The sequence below is a fragment of the Paenibacillus sp. MDV22-iso6 genome (assembly GCF_058408365.1).
Window position 1 is genome coordinate 1090644 of sequence record NZ_JBZVDZ010000001.1, and the last position, 18157, is coordinate 1108800.

Annotated in this window: 15 protein-coding genes and 2 pseudogenes; 6 read left to right on the forward strand and 11 right to left on the reverse strand. The window is 43.2% G+C overall.

The genetic code is table 11. The features are described 5' to 3' along the window. The 4 genes from AC4PM4_RS04635 to AC4PM4_RS04650 all read right to left on the reverse strand — a co-directional run. The coding region (locus AC4PM4_RS04635; RefSeq protein WP_491612867.1) for a stalk domain-containing protein at positions 1–638 on the reverse strand (638 nt) is incomplete at its 3' end. 621 nt (positions 639–1259) lie between these two features. Beyond that, a complete protein-coding gene (locus tag AC4PM4_RS04640) occupies positions 1260–1598 on the reverse strand; it encodes an S-layer homology domain-containing protein (RefSeq protein WP_063563779.1) in 339 nt (112 codons plus the stop codon). Positions 1599–1796: 198 nt separating this feature from the next. Further along, positions 1797–6041 carry a BREX system ATP-binding domain-containing protein gene (locus AC4PM4_RS04645; RefSeq protein WP_491612868.1) on the reverse strand — a complete coding sequence of 1415 codons (4245 nt, stop codon included), beginning with the start codon at positions 6039–6041 and terminating at the stop codon, positions 1797–1799. Between the two features lie 946 nt (positions 6042–6987). After that, positions 6988–7206, reverse strand: coding sequence for a hypothetical protein (locus tag AC4PM4_RS04650; protein WP_179132057.1), 219 nt, complete (start codon positions 7204–7206; stop codon positions 6988–6990). Between the two features lie 61 nt (positions 7207–7267). On the opposite strand from AC4PM4_RS04650, the gene AC4PM4_RS04655 reads away from it, so the two are divergent. Next, the gene (locus AC4PM4_RS04655) at positions 7268–7771 is read left to right on the forward strand and encodes an alpha/beta hydrolase (RefSeq protein ID WP_197521399.1); all 504 of its coding nucleotides are present in this window, start codon (positions 7268–7270) and stop codon (positions 7769–7771) included. A gap of 483 nt (positions 7772–8254) precedes the next feature. Here AC4PM4_RS04655 and AC4PM4_RS04660 read toward each other — a convergent pair whose 3' ends face one another. From AC4PM4_RS04660 to AC4PM4_RS04670, 3 genes are all read right to left on the reverse strand, one after another. After that, complete coding sequence (locus AC4PM4_RS04660; protein WP_063567440.1) at positions 8255–8452, reverse strand: hypothetical protein; 198 nt, start codon at positions 8450–8452, stop codon at positions 8255–8257. A gap of 981 nt (positions 8453–9433) precedes the next feature. Continuing rightward, positions 9434–10393, reverse strand: coding sequence for an L-threonine 3-dehydrogenase (locus tag AC4PM4_RS04665; protein WP_079693617.1), 960 nt, complete (start codon positions 10391–10393; stop codon positions 9434–9436). Between the two features lie 37 nt (positions 10394–10430). Next, a complete protein-coding gene (locus tag AC4PM4_RS04670) occupies positions 10431–11621 on the reverse strand; it encodes a glycine C-acetyltransferase (protein ID WP_079693618.1) in 1191 nt (396 codons plus the stop codon). A 451-nt stretch (positions 11622–12072) separates the two neighbouring features. On the opposite strand from AC4PM4_RS04670, the pseudogene AC4PM4_RS04675 reads away from it, so the two are divergent. Next, positions 12073–12264: pseudogene (locus tag AC4PM4_RS04675) on the forward strand (response regulator); the annotation flags it as partial. Positions 12265–12758: 494 nt separating this feature from the next. After that, the gene (locus tag AC4PM4_RS04680; protein ID WP_024630061.1) at positions 12759–12959 is read left to right on the forward strand and encodes a hypothetical protein; all 201 of its coding nucleotides are present in this window, start codon (positions 12759–12761) and stop codon (positions 12957–12959) included. Positions 12960–13317: 358 nt separating this feature from the next. Here the strand turns inward: AC4PM4_RS04680 and AC4PM4_RS04685 are convergent, their stop codons facing one another. Further along, positions 13318–13701 (reverse strand): DUF2750 domain-containing protein, encoded by a 384-nt coding sequence (locus tag AC4PM4_RS04685; protein WP_079693620.1) that lies wholly within the window; start codon positions 13699–13701, stop codon positions 13318–13320. 534 nt (positions 13702–14235) lie between these two features. Between AC4PM4_RS04685 and AC4PM4_RS04690 the strand changes: the two are divergent. Continuing rightward, positions 14236–14396 (forward strand): annotated as a pseudogene (locus AC4PM4_RS04690) (transposase); the annotation flags it as partial. 21 nt (positions 14397–14417) lie between these two features. Here AC4PM4_RS04690 and AC4PM4_RS04695 read toward each other — a convergent pair. Both AC4PM4_RS04695 and AC4PM4_RS04700 read right to left on the reverse strand, forming a co-directional pair. After that, positions 14418–14993 carry a TetR/AcrR family transcriptional regulator gene (locus AC4PM4_RS04695; RefSeq protein WP_079693622.1) on the reverse strand — a complete coding sequence of 192 codons (576 nt, stop codon included), beginning with the start codon at positions 14991–14993 and terminating at the stop codon, positions 14418–14420. Between the two features lie 91 nt (positions 14994–15084). Then, positions 15085–16095, reverse strand: coding sequence for a fumarylacetoacetate hydrolase family protein (locus tag AC4PM4_RS04700; RefSeq protein ID WP_079693623.1), 1011 nt, complete (start codon positions 16093–16095; stop codon positions 15085–15087). A 163-nt stretch (positions 16096–16258) separates the two neighbouring features. On the opposite strand from AC4PM4_RS04700, the gene AC4PM4_RS04705 reads away from it, so the two are divergent. Continuing rightward, entirely contained in the window at positions 16259–17281 is a 1023-nt protein-coding gene (locus AC4PM4_RS04705; protein WP_079693624.1) for an MBL fold metallo-hydrolase, read from the forward strand. A gap of 237 nt (positions 17282–17518) precedes the next feature. Here the strand turns inward: AC4PM4_RS04705 and AC4PM4_RS04710 are convergent, their stop codons facing one another. Continuing rightward, a complete protein-coding gene (locus tag AC4PM4_RS04710) occupies positions 17519–17752 on the reverse strand; it encodes a response regulator transcription factor (RefSeq protein ID WP_256337875.1) in 234 nt (77 codons plus the stop codon). A gap of 102 nt (positions 17753–17854) precedes the next feature. On the opposite strand from AC4PM4_RS04710, the gene AC4PM4_RS04715 reads away from it, so the two are divergent. After that, positions 17855–18112, forward strand: coding sequence for a GlsB/YeaQ/YmgE family stress response membrane protein (locus tag AC4PM4_RS04715; RefSeq protein WP_024630063.1), 258 nt, complete (start codon positions 17855–17857; stop codon positions 18110–18112). Positions 18113–18157 lie beyond the last annotated feature (45 nt).

Sequence of the window (18157 nt, forward strand, 5' to 3'; positions counted from 1 at the left end):
CCTTGCGGCCCTACCGGACCTTGTGCTCCTGCTGGCCCTGGATTTCCTTGCGGTCCCACGTGGCCTTGTGGTCCTGCTGGCCCCGAAGCTCCTTGTGCTCCAACTGGTCCAGTCGCTCCGGTATCGCCTTTATCTCCCTTGGCTACATCGCCTGTAGAATTCTGCGATTCTTCGACAACCGATTGCAAAGTACTAATGATTATGGTTTTAATGGTGGGATTCCATACTACTTTTGCTCCGAATAGTTCCGCAATAAAACGTACTGGTACCATAACCCGGTTCTGAATGATCTTAGCAGGTTGATCGAGTACCACCTTCTCCTCTACATCACCGATTTTAACGCTGGCAGTCGGGTTTCTAATAATTAGAACACCCAATGCATCTCCTTTAAAAACCGTTATGGTTTGTGTAGAACTATTCCAGTTAAGAGACACACCGAGCGATTCTTCAAGGACCCTTAAAGGAATAAGTGTGGTTCCTTTATGGACAACGGGTTTAACGTCACTCTGGACTACACTATCATTAACAATAATAGAGATCTCATCTATTTGGCCAACTGGAGCCGCCTGAGCAGCAGAAACCACAAACAACGTCATTACAAGCACAAATACAATAGATAATTTCAATCTTCTTATCACTTAACTTTCCCCCATATTAATGAATTTTTATCCCTTAATCCCGGTTGCGATCATCTGCAGAATTCGAGCCCTGCGATTTCAACTAAAGCTTCAAACAACGGATAGAACGTTCCTCATTATCTTCGAGCAACAAAAGAATCCTATCATTCCCCACGTAGACATTGTAGACAAAATTATAGAAGTTGTAGTCATACGAAAGTAGTACGCTGCCCTGAAAAAACGATCGTTCGGGTATACGCCGTATATAGGGTTTGAATAAATTCAAAATTATGAGACTCACTACTCAGACTTAGATATACAACTAATAGGCAATCGGATAAAACAAGTGACTCATTCAATCGGGCTTACTGCTACTTCCTATGCAGATCCATTTACCGTTGCCCGACAGATGGCTTCTCTAGATAAAATTAGTAAAGGACGTGCATGATGGAATGCCATCACTTCGAATCCGGGAGGATTAGCAAATTATAGCCGCATCCATCTTTCAAAAGCAGATTTGTATCCTATGAAAAAAGAGTTTTTAGAGATTGTTGAAGGCCTATGGAATTTCTATGAGGATGATTGAAAGGTGGCTTTTATATCGCCACCTAACTTCCATCATAATGCTGTTTAGATAACTACCTAATCCGAAATGACACAATGTTCTTGTCCTTTTCGGCAAAGGAACCAAGAAGCCGCTATGATAGCGACTTTGAATGGAACAATGTTCTTGTCCCGCGACACTGCCTCACGTACTGGTTCAATCTCAAAAGCACGCATCAATAGTAGAGCCATGAGCTGGCGCTTGATGCTTTCATTGGGATGAAAAGAACCGTCTGGATATCCTGTAATCATCCCTTGACTTGCTAATTCCTCAAACATTTCTTTTGCCCAATGTCCTGAAATATCGTCAAAAGTTACAACGGGTAGTTCAGATTGTGGCTTAAGATGACCTCCTATCACTTGACTCCATCTAGACATTATAGTCTCATCACAGGATATTTAAGTCCTACTAAAGTAGTACACCATAAAAGTTTGGTACATAAATTAATCGGACCCATTTTTGTGCATTTCTAAGACTTCTTCCTTTCTACAATATGGAATGACCAAAGAACTCGAGTTGTCGTCTGTTTGAAAACAAACAAAGAAGCGGCCCTTTCAGGCTCGCTTCCTTGTTTGTCACTCTATTAATTTCAACTCTCTAGCACGTACGACAGCTTGTCCCCGCCGTTTTACACCCAACTTGCCGTATATTCTAGAACTATGTGTCTTGACCGTCGTCTCTGCTATACCAAAGAGATTAGCAATCTCCCTGTTCGACAAGCCTTTTGCAATCGCTTTAATAATTTCCGTTTCACGTTCAGTCAGCGGTTCAGTCAGCCCCGGTTGTATGAGACAAGGCACCACGGACAAAGCGTTACTGTCAAAAGCCTTCGGGAATGTTGTATCCGCAGTTTCGTCTTCCAGCATCTTGAGATAAATGATCCGTGTCGCAATAAGCTCCATCATCTGAACATCCCTCTTTGTAAACACACCCGACATCTGTCGATTTTCCAAGTATAGTAGATAGGAAGCTTGTTTTCCCGGAACATCGATTGACATGCACAGAATCGACCTCTGTTTTTTTGCTGCAATATAAGCATCCCTCACCCAAAAACTCTGAAGCGCGTCATGCAGAATTAGCGGTTTCGCCGTCATCGCTGTATGACGTAAGACGCTCTCCGCATACAGGTCGGCTTCTTTTTCCTTATCAGTCCAGTAAGAAGAGTTAGCTTCAATAATGAACTCATTATTTTGACGCTTCAACAACAGACCACGCTCTGCTCCGGTTTGTCTTAGAGCCGTTTTTAAGAGATTTAACCTCCAGTCTGCCTTACTCGTCTGTGCTAACCCATTAATGATTCGTTGTAAAAGCTCGAATTGCTCTTCGCTCTTCGAGCCTTCACCTATCTTGGGGCCGTTCTGCCAAGCTAACTCTGTGATGGTTTGAGTCATATGTGCTCGCTCCTGTAATACTGGACCCTCATAACGTTTGTAAACCGGGTCCAGCAATTCAGCGTGTCTGCTTCTAATTTGAGTTACTTTGGAGGTGATTCCCCATTCGGCGTATGCCGCACAAGCATCCATCATCGTAATTGCCGCTCCGGATCGGCTAAGCAGATCATCTTGATAACATACAGCAAGCCGTTCGCAAGCAATGGCTTCGAGCAATACGTATTTTTCTGTTCTCGCTCGCTTAATTGCAGCCGTATATTGATTCATGGCGCCAAACGAATTCCCTGCAATTCGTTCACTTTCTGCTTTGATTAGCAAATATGCGGAGGACTTACTGTCTAGAAATCCTCGCCAACTCTTCATCAATCGCAATTGCGCGCGTATGGTCTTCCGAATCCGCTTACGATCCTCCCTATTCGTCTCAAAATAAAATCCAGCTAATGCCAAACTCTCGTAAACACGTTGTTTACGAACTCGCATCCAATCCAAATGAAATTCGTTTACCCTTCCTCGTTGCGACCAATACAGCGCTTCCCTGTACCTGCCCGACAGCAACGCCACCTCAAGCCGACAACCGCAACTATAGTTGTCTTCGCCCCGGTGATCCAACTCACTGTCAGTCGACACCAGTGGAATAGAAACAAAACTGTCGATCAAAGAATCGTCTTGCAGCACTGCTGTGTAACTACTCGTCAGCAGCATCATTTCCAGTATCTTGTCGTCGGCAATCTGTCGCATGTTCTCCTCAAAGTATCGGAGCAATTCATTTATGACATATGCATTCCCATGATTACCCATAACACAAAAAATTAAGGCAGAATTAGCAAAGTCATGATCGCCTGCTTCCATCCCTTGACGCATCGCATTGAACAAGACAACAGAAGATTCCAAAGGACTGTCCATTTGCTTGATCATTCCGCTCAGAAAAGTAAAAACATGCTTTTTCCTCAATGTAGAGGTGTTCGCAATTTGCAGAAACACCCCCTCAGCAATCGAAGTCGCTCGAGCAAAGCTCGGAAATGTCCTTTGCACAATCAGCTCATATCCTCCGATCATTGATGCTAACGACTCATTCACCCCTTTATGCAACCCATAACGAATAAATGGGGCATACAATTCCAGTAGCGATCGTGCATCGTGTGTAAGTAATGGAAGAAACAACAGCTCCATTAAATGGCATAATTCCTCATAATCCTCGTCAAGTGGGTTGGACAGCAGAAGGTGCTTCTCCCGTTTTCGATGTAAGAGGACCGCGGTCGAGGCCATTTCCTTGGCGATAGACAACAGGGAACTCTTCTTCCCAAGCTTCCAGCCGTACGAGCCTAGCGCCTCCATTCCAAATTGAACCGCAGTCTCATTGTCCACGAATGCATGAAATTGTATCAAAGGTGCCCAGATTTTGAGTCGCTCCGATCGGCTCAGTCGATCGCTGCTTTGGTTCAAGTCCACCAACAGTTCTTTCGCCCGTGCGCTATTGCCACCCATATACTCCGTCCAAGCTAATACCAACTGCAACTCGACATCGAGTATACCTGGTACTTCCGCCTTGCATATTGCCAGCAGATGAAGCCCATTTTCTGCATAATACTTCCCTTTTGCATAGCGCGCCGCTGCCAACGCCTCTTGTCCCGCTTGAAGATTGTACTCAATCAATTGCTTCGTTTCTTGGTCTGATAATGCCGAAGCTGCCAAGTTCAGATGATCAATCGCTGTTCTTGACAGGTCATCGTGTGACTCCTGAGTGCGATCCAGTAGGAACCGTCCAATTACCCGGTGTCGGTGGATATTGCGTCCTGAATCGAAAGCATATACCATTCGGTGAATGAATTCATGGGCAAACACATAGATCAAATCCTGTTCATCTTCTTGCTCTGCTTCGTCTTCCCGATAAATAAACCCTTCAGCTTCCGCCTCTTGAAGATTAAGGAATACCATATCCACTGATATGCCGCACACTTCGGCCAAGAGTGTTAACTGAAATACCGGACCAATTGCGGCAGCCATAGCCAAGAACTCCTTACGATCTTCCTTGAGCTTGGAGAAGCCTACCTCCAGCAAACTCAGATGTTCTTTCGATCTGCCTAGTTGCCGGGTTATTTCAGAGTCCCATACCCACTGACGTCGTCTTTCGTCAAAACGTAGTCTGTTCTCCTTTATCCATCCCTCCAGCAAGAGACGAACCGAGCCAGGATTACCACCTGTCTGATCGTGGACAGACCGCGCCAGAAGTTGAATGCGACCGGATTTCTCATATAGAGCATCAGAGATCAGCTGCCTCACATCCTCATAAGCCAGCGGTGGCAGAGTCACTTGTTCCTCTGGATTGGCACGGCATCTATAGGTTAACCATGCCAGCAAATCCTCTTGATCAAAATTCGCTACATCCCCCGTGGAAGTGATCAACTCCTCCGTACGATAAGCCCCTATTAGGAATAACCCATGCGCTTTTTGTGATAATGCAAGTTCACGAATTACCTCTTGTGTACCATTGTCGACCCACTGCAGATTGTCCATAAATAAAACAAACGGTGGCTTGCATTCAGCCATACAACAGATCAAGTCTGGCAGAAGTTCTTCAAACCGTTCCCAGACCTTCGCATCGTCCGAGATATGTGCTACCTTCGCATCGTTGTCGAACAACAGCTTGGCCTCAGGCCAGCAGGATACGATTACCTGCATTTCTGGACCGAAACCGGCTTGTAGTTTGGCTTTCAGACGTGTAATGATTTCAATCGGCTCACTCCACAGTTGATAGACCCATTCCCGCATTCCCTGAAGGATCGGCCCACATCGAATATTTTTTTGGGAAAGTTCCACTTTCATAGTGATCATCCGGCCACCATGTCGAACGACGTTTTGTTCGATTCTATGGACAAGCGCCGTTTTACCCGTTCCTTCTTTGCCTATCACCCAACGAAAGGCATTCATTCCTTGAAAAGCCTGCTCCAGCCCAGCCTCCATTTGCACCACTTCGGCACTACGTCCATACCACGATTCGGATAGGGAAAGCGTACGGATTTTATCTAAACGTCCCACTTCCAATGGCTTAAACGCTCCATCGTTATCCATCATCATATTCTGATACAATTTCAGATCTTCAAGCACCCCATATATACTCTGATAACGCTCCACCTGTGATTTGGCAAGTAATTTCATCAGTATAGCTTGCAGTGTTTCGTCTAAACTCGGTCGAATATCGGATAAAGATTGAGGTACCTTGCGGGTATGTACGGTACCCCAGTCTTCATCATTGTCAGCATGAAAAGGCAAATGTCCGGTTAACAACTCATAGAGAATAACCCCTAATGCGTAAAGATCACTGCGTTCATTCGGCACCAGATTGAATCGTGCAAATTGCTCGGGAGAACGATAAGCTGCATGACTTTCCGTATGCCAGGATACTTGAGCTGTTTTCCCCTCCCACTGCACGCTGATATGGTCAGGGCTAAGGTATCCAATTATCCTATTCCGCTCGTGTTCACGATGCACCATTTCTGCAAGTATAATAGACAGTTCAATGAACACCGCCAACTCTAAAGGGGACTGCGTTATGTACTCTCTTAAAATCTTAATAATGATGCACACCTATCTGAGTTATATTTGCGTTTCGTGAAAAGGATATTTTTGAATTTAATAATAATTTCGGCTGGATGAGATCGATTTATAAACCTAAAATAATCTTAATCCATGATGCATTTAGAGTCTAGCCACCGATATATATGCTATATATTTGCGAATGGCAAATGGTGGAATAAATAACCGCAAATATAAGTCGTTTTTTTCCTCTACGCATATATGCAGAAATAGAGATGAGCTGCGGCTTAAGAATAGCTGTCTCTATAAATTAAATCATCTTGTACAGAATGAAAAAAATAAAGAGCACCTGATTAGGTGCTCTCTAGTAACCACTATTGCGTTGCAAGTAAATCCTCTACATTGACGTTGGAAGAGGCTTGAATATCGCCATACGTCCAGAACCATTCGGCAACGTCGTTCCACTTAATGGTACTTCCCTCAATTGGCTCGCGACCTAGAAGCTTATTTAGAATAACAACGGCCTCTGCTCTTGTTAAAGGTGAATTAGGATCTTAAAAATGACTGTGCCGAAACTAGCCAATAACACTCATCTAATTTAGCTATTATCTATGGTAATCTGCTTTTATCACGCGCGTTGATTTCCATCATCTAACTGTTTAAATAGTCATCTAATCCGAAATGACACACTGTTCTTGTCCTGCGACATTTTACTACTTTTCAAGATCCCCATCACAGAGCCCACTAGTAAACTTTTCAACAAAAGTTATATTTAGCATAGTTTTACTAGTGCGTCTCTGATCAAACCATCGCAGTAAAAAAGAAGGATTCTGTCGAAGTGTTAACGTTTTGCACGGTAACGCAATCCATCTACAAGAAGAGAAACAATATTTTTCGCATGCGCTATATCACCGTTGTCTACTCCCGTACAGAGACTTGCTACCGCCCACAACAATTCATCTGGTGTAATCTTGGCACGTACTTCATCTGCAGCTGTTGCTGTTTCAATCAAAGTCTTCAGAGCTGGACTTAATTCCTCTACAAAACAAAGTGGACGCACTGATCGAAGCCGAATAGCAGCAGCTGGACATTCCTTCGGTGGCCAAACGGCGGGCAATCTCTTGGGATTGCGAGTCCTCGACCCAGAAACTAAGAAGGACGTGGACCTGTTTGACTCGCGCATCAAAGCGGGCGTGCTGTTTGCCACCGCTGGACAAGGTGGCGACAGCCTGACGACGTTCGCGGCCGAGAATATGCCGCACTTGAACGTGAGCTTCACGCACATGATCACACCCACACTTGTGATCGTCGGGGACCAGGACTATACCCCGCAAAAGTATCAGTTGACCGTCCGCGGCCCGGAATGGATGTCCGACCCCTACTTCTTAAGCCCAGGGGCCGAGAGCCTGCTCACCCTATTCGGTGCAGAACACTCACTTAGCGGAATCCCGGGTTATGAAGTTACGGAAACAACAGATGAAAATCCAGAACATGTCGCCTTAATTCAGCTGGTCTCATGGGCTTATCTTTGTCATGCGCTCGATATTGAACATGACAGCTGGACGGCAGTTCAAAAGGCTTTATCAGAAGATCCAAATCCAATCGGTCGAATTGAATCCAAGTAAACTTTCATAAGATCTAGATATGCTCCTTTACCCACCTCTCACTGGTAAAGGAGCTTTTACGTATATACTCAAAGGACAATTTACAGTGAGGGAGGTATGAAATCATTTCTTTCTGAATCCCATATGTGCAGCAAAATTTGCTCCATATATGATCGAGTTGGTGTTAGCCGCCATAATCGTTATATTGCGTCCTACAAGACTTACAAAATCAAGATAATCATCTAATAGGTAATCGGAATATGTTCTTGTCCATTTCGGCAATCGGTACAAGTTCATGTCCTCGGCTCGGGACACGAACTTGTACCGATAACATAAAAAAGCCGCTAAAATAGCGACTTCAATGGGACCATGTTTTTGTCCCTCGACAACAAAGACTGAATTTTTTTAAAGTTCCCTACTTTCATGCAATTATGCCCTTTAGTCTTTATTTAACTGAGCAGAGTTAGAACTTGATCTGTTGGTCCCCTTTCTTGCAGTACAATTTTATTTATTATCCTCAAATTTATGTGGCTCTTTAACAAAACTTTTTAAAATAAATCCACACGTTATACAAATTACATGAGTAACATCTGATCCTAATGTTAGCATCTTTTTCATAGGATATACCCTAGCTTCGCCGTGCGACTTGCCCTCCCCTAATTTTGTTCCTCCACATTCAGGACAACATTCTTCGTTTCTCATCTCGAACCTCCTTCAATGAAATTAATCTTATCATTGCTTCTATATAGACCATATGTAACTTTCTATTATCAACGTAAAGCCTATTTTTTTGTAAAAGGCTATTAGATCAACGTGTGAAATCGTATCATCTGAAACTATACCATCAGTAATATGAGTCACACCTTCTTTAATACCGATTTCAATTAGACTGTCACGAAACAAAGGAACTACCTTGAAAAATGTGCTACAACCCAACGGATCGCTACTATTTCTATAGGCGTCAGTTAGTACTCCTGCAAGGTTATCCCCTTCCTTCTTCAAAATAGAAAATTAACTTATAGCAGCTTGCTAAGCGGTAATAAGGCATGATGCATATGTCCTGCCATATGGTATTGGTATTTACGAACTTCTAAACGAAGATACTTCAGTCGTATAAGAGACACCCGTTAATTCCCAGAATTCTTGCCCATCTAGTTGATAACCAATATAACATGGATCTCCAAGTTGTATCTTAGTTACATTTTCTGACGGAATTACTACGTAAGAATTATCTTTTGTTTCTTTCGAAAACGAATCCATTATATGCACACTCCTTGTTTGATTAATGAAACTATCATTTTATTCTTTTATTAATGTGGCTGAAAGGGTTCTCTTGTTTATTGTTTGGTAACTTTGTGTCATTGTACATCTGCATTATATCTATAAATGAATTAACAGGCAAAATAACGATTAGATAAACGCCTATCGCAATGAAAACATGTTCTTGTCCCGCGAAATAAACAGCTCCCTTTCTTTCACTTCTGTGTTTTATTTTGCATTCCTCGGTCCGTCCTGTTGCAAACTTTATGCCGTGTTCTTTATCTGATAAGCCACATACCACGGAAATGTCTGGGCTGGAGGATGAAAAAAGAAGCTGCAACAAAAGGTCCGAGTAACGCCAAACCTCTTGATGCAGCTTCTTTTGTATTTCAACTCGCTTTGCACAGCGAATTCATAATCACTTTAAGCCTTGCGAAGCATTTGTCTCTCGCTTAGCTGTGAAAGCATATCCTTCGTCATGGCCTTCAGGTCGTAGCGGGCATGAAATCCCCATTCTGTTTTCGCTGCCGTCGAATCAATGGAATGCGGCCAGCTATCGGCAATTGCCTGTCTCTTCGGATCAACGTCATAATCGAGGATAAAGCCGGGAAACTCATCCCGAATCGCTGCAGCAATCGCCTCCGGATCCACGCTCATTGCGGTGACATTAAATGAATTTCGGTGTATCAACCGGGAAGAATCCGCTTCCATCAATTCGATGATAGCGTTCAGGGCATCCGGCATATACATCATGTCCATGTTTGAGTCCTTAGCGATATAAGATGTATACCGTCCAGCCGTCACAGCTGCGTAATAAATTTCCACGGCGTAATCCGTCGTTCCTCCGCCGGGAGGCGTCATATAAGATATTAAACCCGGGAATCGCAGCCCCCTAGTATCCAGGCCGTATTTGTGAAAATAATAATCACAAAGCAGTTCGCCGGACACTTTGTTCACGCCGTACATCGTATTGGGCCTCTGGATCGTATCCTGCGGGGTATTGTCTTTCGGAGTCGAAGGACCAAAAGATCCAATAGAGCTTGGAGTGAAAAATTGGCAGCCGAGCTCCCTGGATATTTCAAGTGCATTCATCAATCCGCCCATATTCAAATTCCAGGCAAGCAGCGGTTTCTCCTCTGCGGTAGCCGACAGCAGAGCAGCCAAATGGATGACGGTATCAACTTCGTACCGCTTGGCGATTTCGAACATCGCCTTATCATTCGTCACGTCCAGCAGCTCGAATGGCCCGGATCGGGTAATTTCGTGGGCTGATGACCTGAGATCCGTAGCAACGACGTGATCCGCACCATAGATTTCACGTAATTTAACAACTAACTCAGAACCAATTTGGCCCAGTGCTCCGGTCACCAAAATCTTGTTCATAAGACATTCCTCCCGAAATATACTCCCGCGAATGCAGCTAAATCAGCTTCATTTCCTTGCCAACTTTCTCATAAACGGAGATCACCTGGTCGAGCATCTCCTTGGTATGGGCAGCTGTCGGCATGTTGCGTATTCTTCCGGTTCCTTTCGGGACCGTCGGAAACACGATTGCCTTGGCGTAAACGCCTTCTTCATAGAGCCGTTTGCTGAACTGTTGGGTGGTTACTTCATCGCCAATGATACAAGGTGTGATCGGCGTTTCGCTTTGGCCCACATTATATCCAAGCCGGCTCAAGCCGTTTTTCAAATCATTGCCGTTCTCCCACAGCTTCTCGATCAACTCTTTGTCATTCATCAAAATGTCGACAGAAGCGCTGCAAGAAGCGATTGCAGCCGGAGGTAGCGATGTCGAGAACAGAAACGGACGGCTTCTCAGCTTCAACCATTCAATCAGTTGTTTTTTACCCGCCACATAACCGCCGACAACGCCGATCGCTTTGGAAAGAGTACCAATTTGAAAGTCAATGCGGTCGGACAATCCAAAATGCTTCACGGTTCCCGCACCTGCTCCGAGAACGCCCGAACCGTGGGCATCATCCACATAAGTAATCAGATCGAATTCTTCTGCTATTTTCACGATTTCGGGCAGCTTTGCTATATCACCATCCATGGAGAAAACCCCGTCGGTGATGACCATAATTTTACGGTACTGACCGGATTCCTTGGCATCTTTCGCCTGCTGTCTTAAATCATTCATATCCGAATGCTTAAAGCGAATCACCTTGGCTCTCGACAGGCGGCAGCCATCAATAATCGAAGCGTGGTTCAGCTCATCTGATAAAATCGCATCATGCTGGTCCATTACCGCGGATATAGCAGCCATATTGCAGTTAAATCCCGATTGATACACGATAACGGCTTCCGTTTTTTTGAAACGGGCCAGTTTTTCTTCAAGCTCAATATGAAGATCCATCGTACCATTAATTGTTCTCACAGCCCCTGCGCCTGCCCCGTATGTCTGCGACGCCTTAACTGAAGCATCAATCACGCGGTGATCTGTTGCAAGTCCCAAATAGTTATTGGAAGACAAATTGATTAGGGACTTTCCGTCGATACGAATAACAGGACCATTTGCACCCTGCAGCGTATCGATGACGTTATATAGACCTTTAGTCTTTAGATCTTCGATGTTCGAACTTAAAAATTGGTCCAATGCTTGACTTGACATCCCATTCCCTCCTCGATATACGTATGTCCTCGTACAGGAGACATAAGAATTCTCCAAAAAAACCTGTTATAAAAGGGATTAAACTAATTTCAATGTATCATCTTTTTTATTTATTGTACACATGTGGCGGACAAAAAAATAAAAATATCCGCACAAAAACATAGCGCGTTCTAAAAGGAGCCTCCACTTCTACTTAGACATTCATCTAATCAGAAATCGGATCATGTTCTTGTCCATTACGGTAATCGGTTTAAGTTCTTGTCCCTCGACACGCAATAAACTTTTTGATTATCTTCTTTCATCGTAATTATTAGGCCGAAATGATTTTATACTATTTATACACTAGCCAGCTTTCATGTTAAACTATCCTGCCCGTTAGTTTAACTTCGCCCTCGATTTGCGCATCTACTTTAATTTCTCATTCTAAGTATGGAATGGCAAACTCCGACCTGATGTTATCCTGATGGACCTGTACTTGCCAATAATGGACGGCATTGAAGCCAGTCGCCTCATATCGGAAGCGTATCCGGATACACGAATCATCATTTTGACCAGTTTTTCCGACCGCAGTCATATCGTACCGGCCCTTCAGGCAGGAGTTATAGAGAGGGGAGTCTTAAGAGGCTTTCCAAACGTAGCATGATGATCCTTGTTTGCGACTTTAGTAATAAATAAAACGACCGTTTCCAGGTAGAATCTGAGAAACGGTCGCAGCTTAAATAATTTTGAATAAAAATTTATATATGGGCTACGTAATGTATTTAATCTCAATGACATCCATAATTTCAATTGGAATATCTCAAAATATGGCTTTTTTGCTCAACAAGAAAGATTTCACTATGTAAAGATTTCATGTGGATTTGATTTTAATAACAGCTCATACTTTTTCTGTAATCCCCACAACTTCATTTAACCAAAGGATCTTTTCCATATCGCTCATTATCTTTAATCACTCAAAAGAGATCACCACTCTCACTTAGATATTCATCAAATCGGAAAGACAAATAACCTTGGCACTGTAGTTCTTTTTAGGACTCTTGACAACTTTCTTCCAGCCCCACTCATTTACATACCCTAACTCTTTAATTTTCTGGGCAGTCTCTTTAAATGGTATAATATCCCTTGTGAGGTGATTTGATGAACAAGATTTTAGCGATCTCGATTTTGGGAATGGGTTTAACAGGTGCTGTTTTAATCATCTCAATTGCTCTGTTGTTTAACCCTCCAATAGGAAATGTGTTGAAGATGGTTACTGCTGCTTCAACATTATCTTTTATTATATTTGCTGTCTCGGCTTTGGTATTTCGTCGGCGATTAGATAATGAAAAAAGAGAGTAATATATTTATACTTCCTCGTTTTAGGACGAATGATTCCAGTAGCAATCCTAACAATGTTTCTACTCAAGAAAAAAAGAGCATCTTCTTCAGGAGATGCCTTTTTTTCTGCTTATCTTCAGAAAATAATGAAATATATCTCCTCCAACATGCATTCTCCCCTACAAGCACCCATGCCAGAAAATAGAATCTTCTGTTTTAAGATATATAGAGTTTGTTTCTATTGAGCTGTGTCCGGCTCTAACCTCAAATATCTTACTAATGTCCTTGATCATCTCATCAATCTGATCGATTCGCCTAACATTCTCCGATTCATTTTCTTCAAGCTCTCTGGAACGTTTCCCGTTAGCGTAACGATGGATCAATACTTTTCGAGTTCCTTCTCTAAATCATTTAGTAGCACTTGAATCTCAAGAACTGCAGAATTATCTCTGTTCCAAAAGATCGACAGCTTATGCTGATCCTCCACCATATTGGGTAACCAGTCACTAATGAACTCGTCTAATGAGATACAATGTGCTTTATAATTTAACCATTCTTCATAAGCACAGTACTCTGCAAACTCTTTCCTAGGCCAGAATGAAATAAGCAATCTCTCGTTATCATCTGAAGACATTGCCCAACCGTCATCATACAACCCCCAAATTTCTTCTGAATCAGTAACCTTCTTTATAAAATATTCATATCGAATATTCGCAGGGAGTTTAATAACAGCTTCAAACTCTTTCGAGGTTATCGAATTCATTTGCGACCTCCTTGTTAGAACTTTAAATTAAATATACCACGCTAATCTGCCCGTTAGCTTAATGAATTAGCAGGCAGAGATCGAATAGATATACTTCTAATCGGCAATCGGATCATGTTCTTGTCCATTACGGTAATCGGGACAAAAACTTGTCCAAGTTCCCTACTCTCCTCCTGTTTTGTTGGAAATTTATATTAATATGATGCAAAATATCTGACAGAGCATTGCCTAATCTGTACTGATTAATAGACTCATTCTTTGAAAGAATGAAGATACATGTATCTTCATCAAAATAATACTGAACATAAGTGCTTATCCCAAGGTGATCTCCCCCATGGGAGTACCGATCGAAATTCATCTCCGAAATTATAAATAAACAACCTCATTTATGTTGCTCTTTAAAAAAATCCATCATCAAATAAGAATAACTAAAAGAGTCCGCCTAATAATTAGGTGGACTCTTACTCCTATTTCCCGTATAACTTTTGGGAAGTGATTCTTTTTTGAGTAACTACTGATAAATGCAGACTGGATATTGAGTTTAAAAATGCTGAGATGAAGAGGTTCACGGTATGGCAACAGCCAAGTACCGAGGTCTATTTCGTATGCGAATACAGACATATCTCACAGCATTTGTTGTGAATGTGAAACGAATGGTAAAGCTAGTCGAGCAAAAGCAGTCTTTGGCATTTTAAATAAATCAACAAAGCTTATGACTAAGACAAAATTCCTTTTACAAACAATGAGACACTGTGCTTGTAGAAATCTTCCTCGGTGACGAGTTGGGACTGATATTGCCCGTGAATCAGCTCGCTCATCTGAAATCCGTAGCACATCGAGAGAAAAGACATGGCGGCAAGGGGCTCATCCTGTCTGGCTATAACTTTTTTCTTCTGCAGGCGTTCAAAATATTCAACCAGCAAGGAGTGCAGCTTCACCGGTGGATCGGCCAGCACTCTGTCCAATTCGGGAAACATTCCTTTGTCGCGGATGCCAATCAAAATGATGTCCGCATTTTTATGGAAAAACAATCGGTACTGCTGACTTACATTCAGCAAATCGACTTCCGGATTATCGGTCGCGTCCTCTTTTAACAGCTTCTCAAATTGCGGAATATCCGAATGTCTTTCAATGATGGCTTCCAATATGCCTTGCTTGCTTCCAAATTGCCGGAAAATCGTAGATTCATTGACTTTAGCTTCCGTTGCAATGGCTTTGGTGCTTACTCCACGATAGCCATTCTTTTTGATGAGCCTTGTCGCGGCTTCAATGATTCTGTCTGAAGTTTGCATTGTATTTCTCCTTTTGCATATGTTAAACCTATTCTACTACAAGTTTTGTATATGCAGCAGGGTAGGGGTTCATTATTTTCATAACGTTTATTTAAGGTAAATCGCATCTCTTTTCCCAGCGGCTTGGTTCCGTAATCTTGACACGATCAGGCACCAATTGCGTGAGCGTGCCTAATTTATCAAATGTAATCTGGATTCGGTCAGAGGGCAACAGCCATTCTTCGGTCTCGATTGCGCAGCAATCCGGTATCGTCCCCATTCCTATAATCGTGCCCGGGAGTGGCGTGAAAACTTTGAGAACCTCCTCCATCACATTTGCAGGGTGTGCAGAATACTCGGATGTGCTTCCCTTCCAGTGCAGTCTCGCCCCGATATGTACATCCACATCCAATGCCAGCGGGTTGTCGATTTCATCCGGCGTTACCAGAAATGGTCCTATTCCTTTGCTCCGATCGAAATCTTTGCAGCGCGTCGGTCCGGTCATCGCCTGGAAATCCGGCCACTTCACATCGCGGACAGTACTGTCGTTAAAAATAACATAACCTGCAATGCAGTTCCCCTTCCCTGTAACAAAAGCCAGCTCCGGTTCGATATCCAGGTAGGAAGAGTACGAAGGCCAATGAATTGTATCCCCATCGCCAATTAATGCATTATGGTTACACTTGTAATAACTGAAAGTTACTTTATTCAGATCTTGCTGGAATTTTTCGGAAATTTTACGTGTGAGCTCTTCTCTTTCCGGCCCTCTATATTCTCTTTGCAGCAGATTTACGCCAGCATTTCTCAGATGTCTCGGCGTTAGCCCGAAATCGATAAGCGCAGCCGGATTCGGAACCGGCGGTAGCAGGGTTACCGCTGCAATCGGGCTGATTTCATTTTCATTGAATTGATGCAACTGTTCGATAGCATATTGCATCATTTCCTTAGCGGCATCATCACTTGCCGGCAAATAATGAAGATAGCTGTCCATACTTTCAAGACTGTCAACGAATGTTCCCTGATTTTTCATGATTGCGGCAAAAGACACGACAAATTTCTCGTTTATTACAAGCCCAAACAACGGTTCCTGGGATGTATTGGTTTGAAAGGTTACTAGTTTCATGGTTAAGCGCCTCCATCCATGTAGTGTGATGTTGTTCTGTTACTATCATATTGCATAGAACGAATGCATGCAAGTGCATGCTTGCATTTCTGTTTTCCATTCTCTACAATAAGACATAGTCAGTATGCCTTACCCCAAAACAAATACGCAAAGGAGAATTTTCATGAAGTATGGACGTGTTATTCAAAAACCTCGTGTTAAATTTATTGAAGTCGCAGATGGCGTTTTTGCCGGTATTTCGCCGTATCGCGGCATCAGTTGGGCCAATGCCGGGTTTATCAACAAGGGTGAAGGGCTGGTGTATGACACGTTCTTCGATTTGTTCCATGCGCGGGAAATGAGAGAGGCTTTTATGGAAGTAAGCAACGGCGGCTCTCCCGCATATGTGGTGAACTCGCACTATAACAGCGACCATGCCTGGGGAAACAAAGTGTTTGAAGATGCTTGCATTATTATGCACAAGGAAGCCTCCAGAGAGCGCCTCACCGAAAATATCGCCTGGATGGACAGCGTCATTAGAAGAGGAAAGGATTCTACGGAATCTACTCCGGGCGAGCGGTTTTTTGCAGCGGAATTTGAAGGATTCGACCTGGAAGGCGTAGAATGGTTGCTCCCGAATATTGAGATAAAGGACGATATAAACATCCGTCTTGGCGATACGGAAGTAATGATTTACAATGTTGCTCCGGCCCACTCTGACAGTGACTTGCTGATGTGGATGCCAAAAGAAAAAGTGCTGTTCGCCGGCGATGTGGTGTTTAACGGGTGTACGGCATACAGCGAAGAGGGAACCCTCAATTGGGTTAAAGTGCTTGACCGCATTATTGATGAAATTAAACCCGAAATCGTTATTCCAGGACATGGCGCCATCTGCGGCCTGGACTTCGTGAAGGAGCAGAGAGACTACCTCCTGAACCTGATCAGCGAGTTCAACAAGCATTACAATGACGAAATTGATGCCTTGTCCCTGACCAAGCAAATTGATATTTCCCGCTTCCTTCATTGGATTCAGCCAGAACGCTTGTATGTTACAGTGGACATCCTATTGAAAAGCAAACGAGGGTTACCACCCCTTCCAATTTGGAACGAGGTGCCTGCTAAGCTGGAAGACATGAAAGTTTTTTTGGCCGGAAAATATGGTAATCAAATCAAGCCATGGGACCCTATGAGTGTTTGGCAAGAATGAATAGCAATTGATGCTAGCCTACGAAAAACAAAAAACGGCCCTGTCGCAAACGATGCGAACAGCGGCCGTTTTTTTGAATTGTTCCACGGAATTAAAATGGGTGCTTAAAAACCGATAATGAAGAAAAATGGAGTTGGACTTATGACTTACTAGTAGAACTCTTTTAAAACGATATAACCAAAATTTGATGTTAAGTATATTTCTCTTCTTTATCCGATAATCTAATAACACAAAGATCTATCCATAATTCAAAGCAGTTTTTAAAGATGTTACCATTATATGATAGAGTACCGCATCCAGCAGCTGCAATGCTATTTTACCGTTTTCAGCCGTTTGAACGACGTCGTTTTCTCTTCTCGGTACGAGCTCAATTAAATCTCTGATTGCGACTTCATCGTCAATGACAAGTATCTTCTTCAAGTGCACCCCTTCTAGCCTTGCTCCCCAGCTTGAATCATAATTTACCTTCATCTTAGCACAGACACTTTAGATTCCTTCACCAACTGGAAGTTGAGGTATATTCCATTGAGCCCAACATAACTTGTAATAAACCCGAAGAAAGGAGAACAATCCATGGATCTGCTCTGGGTACTCATTGTTGGTGGACTTATTGGCTGGTTAAGCGGCAACTTGATTGGGCGGGACGTACCAGGCGGTGTACTTGGGAACATTATTGCGGGTTTTATCGGTTCCTGGTTAGGTACGGAATTGCTGGGACCAAGGGGGCCGGTGATTGGCGGATTTCATATTATTCCCGCCATCGTTGGCTCGATTATTGCCCTGCTCATCTTCTTCGCTCTGGCACGCGGCGGAGCCTTCCGAAGACGTTAACAAAGAGAGGCGGAAACCGATACCGTCGTTCATTAGATATTTTTA

What these genes read in the sequence shown, in the direction of transcription:
- AC4PM4_RS04670 (WP_079693618.1), bottom strand. Translation starts at nt 11,621, where the DNA reads ATGTCAAGTCAAGCATTGGACCAATTTTTAAGTTCGAACATCGAAGAT.
- AC4PM4_RS04700 (WP_079693623.1), bottom strand. Translation starts at nt 16,095, where the DNA reads ATGAAACTAGTAACCTTTCAAACCAATACATCCCAGGAACCGTTGTTT.
- AC4PM4_RS04680 (WP_024630061.1), top strand. Translation starts at nt 12,759, where the DNA reads ATGAACAAGATTTTAGCGATCTCGATTTTGGGAATGGGTTTAACAGGT.
- AC4PM4_RS04660 (WP_063567440.1), bottom strand. Translation starts at nt 8,452, where the DNA reads ATGAGAAACGAAGAATGTTGTCCTGAATGTGGAGGAACAAAATTAGGG.
- AC4PM4_RS04640 (WP_063563779.1), bottom strand. Translation starts at nt 1,598, where the DNA reads ATGTCTAGATGGAGTCAAGTGATAGGAGGTCATCTTAAGCCACAATCT.
- AC4PM4_RS04710 (WP_256337875.1), bottom strand. Translation starts at nt 17,752, where the DNA reads ATGAAGGTAAATTATGATTCAAGCTGGGGAGCAAGGCTAGAAGGGGTG.
- AC4PM4_RS04715 (WP_024630063.1), top strand. Translation starts at nt 17,855, where the DNA reads ATGGATCTGCTCTGGGTACTCATTGTTGGTGGACTTATTGGCTGGTTA.
- AC4PM4_RS04695 (WP_079693622.1), bottom strand. Translation starts at nt 14,993, where the DNA reads ATGCAAACTTCAGACAGAATCATTGAAGCCGCGACAAGGCTCATCAAA.
- AC4PM4_RS04685 (WP_079693620.1), bottom strand. Translation starts at nt 13,701, where the DNA reads ATGAATTCGATAACCTCGAAAGAGTTTGAAGCTGTTATTAAACTCCCT.
- AC4PM4_RS04705 (WP_079693624.1), top strand. Translation starts at nt 16,259, where the DNA reads ATGAAGTATGGACGTGTTATTCAAAAACCTCGTGTTAAATTTATTGAA.
- AC4PM4_RS04665 (WP_079693617.1), bottom strand. Translation starts at nt 10,393, where the DNA reads ATGAACAAGATTTTGGTGACCGGAGCACTGGGCCAAATTGGTTCTGAG.